Source organism: Actinoplanes sp. NPDC051633, assembly GCF_040681735.1.
Taxonomy (GTDB): domain Bacteria; phylum Actinomycetota; class Actinomycetes; order Mycobacteriales; family Micromonosporaceae; genus Actinoplanes.
In genome coordinates, this window is sequence record NZ_JBFAZH010001506.1 from 1 (window position 1) to 1,579 (window position 1,579).

General features: G+C 71.0%; 2 protein-coding genes and 1 pseudogene. 2 read left to right on the plus strand and 1 reads right to left on the minus strand.

The window, feature by feature from the left end; all coding sequences use genetic code 11:
• A pseudogene (locus tag AB0M20_RS42570) lies at positions 1–567 on the minus strand (phenylacetic acid degradation protein PaaN); the annotation flags it as partial.
• 97 nt (positions 568–664) lie between these two features.
• Here AB0M20_RS42570 and paaI point away from each other — a divergent pair.
• Both paaI and AB0M20_RS42580 read left to right on the plus strand, forming a co-directional pair.
• Positions 665–1,030: a hydroxyphenylacetyl-CoA thioesterase PaaI gene (paaI, locus tag AB0M20_RS42575; RefSeq protein WP_364307104.1), complete on the plus strand. Its 366-nt coding sequence runs from the start codon at positions 665–667 to the stop codon at positions 1,028–1,030.
• Between the two features lie 13 nt (positions 1,031–1,043).
• Positions 1,044–1,579: TetR/AcrR family transcriptional regulator (locus AB0M20_RS42580; protein WP_364307102.1), on the plus strand; the 536-nt coding region annotated here is incomplete at its 3' end.

Genomic DNA, 1,579 nt, shown 5'->3' on the forward strand with positions numbered 1-1,579 from the left:
CCGCAACGGGTCGCCGCCACGCTGCGGCTTACTCCACTGCGCCTCGGCCGGCACCCGGGTGGTCGCGTCGAGCGCGGCGGCCACGGCCTCGAGCCCGCGGTCCTGCGCGTGCGGGCCGCCGGCCTGGAACGCCATCACGAACGCCTGGCCGGTGGTGTGCTGCACGGCGTGGGCGAACTCGAAGGAGCGGGCGTTGATGCGGCGGAGGATCTCGGCGGCGACGCCGGCGCGGCCCTGGGGCCCGACGGCACGCCAGGCCGGTGTGGCCTTCCGCGCCGCCGCGACCAGAGCGGCCGGGTCGGCCTTGGGATACCGGATCTTCAGGTCGAAACCGAATGGCGAGCGCTCGCTGGAGACGGTGCCCTCGGCGCCGGGCACTTCGATCGCGAAGTCGGTGTCCAGCAGCGCCTTGAACGCCCGCTCACCGGCCGGCGCCGCCTCCTCGCCGTAGACCGACTTGCTCGGCGACTCGGGAAACGCCGAGAAGTAGTCGCGGGACCGGGTCGCGGCGACCGCGCGGTCCAGCAGGTCTCGGTGCGTCTCGTACAACTCGGCCGGGGTTGTCATTCGCGCTCCTCTGCGGTTTGCTGTCATATTATCTACCGTCCGTTCGTTCGGTTATCAAGCCCTTGGAGCATTCGTGGCACAGACCGCCGCCCACGAGATGTTCGACCGCGACCAGGCCTCCAAGGGCCTCGGGATCGAGCTGCTCGACGCCCGGGAGGGCCAGGCCAGGGTGCGGATGACGGTCACCGCCGCCATGGTCAACGGGCACGACATGGCACACGGCGGATACGTCTTCCTGCTCGCCGACACCGCCTTCGCCTGCGCCTGCAACAGCCACGGCCCGGTCACCGTAGCGGCGGGGTGCGACATAAACTTCCTCCGTCCGGCGCGGCTCGGCGACGAGCTCGAGGCGGTGGCCACCGAGCGGGCGCTCAGCGGACGCAACGGGATCTACGACGTGACCGTCTCGCGCGGCGGCGACGTGGTGGCCGAGTTCCGCGGGCGTTCCAGGGTTGTCCGATGACCGGGGTCATCCGGTGACGGGCCGCCGGCCCGGACGGCCGGGTCACAACCAGGATGCGGTGCTGACCGCGGCGGTGCGGCTGTTCAACGACAAGGGGTACGAAGCGACCAGCATCAGCGACCTCGCCGACGCCCTCAACATCACCAAATCCACCATCTACCACCACGTCACCAGCAAGCAGGACCTGCTCCGGATGGCGATCGACCACGCGCTGGACGGTCTGCAGGAGGCGGCGGCCGAGGTGTCATCGTCGAGCGCGCCCGCGATCGAGCGGCTCGAGCTGCTGATCCGGCGCAGTGTGCTGGTGCTGGCCGATCGCCTCGAGTTCGTGACGCTGCTGCTGCGGGTGCGCGGCAACAATGCCATCGAGCAGGACGCGCTGATGCGCCGGCGGATCCTCGACGCCCAGGTCACCGACCTGGTCAAGGAGGCGCAGGCGGCCGGTGACCTGCGGGCCGACACCGACCCGGCGATCGCCGCGCGGCTGATGTTCGGCATGGTCAACTCGCTGGCGGAGTGGTATCGGCCGCGGCGCGGAGGCGCCGCGGC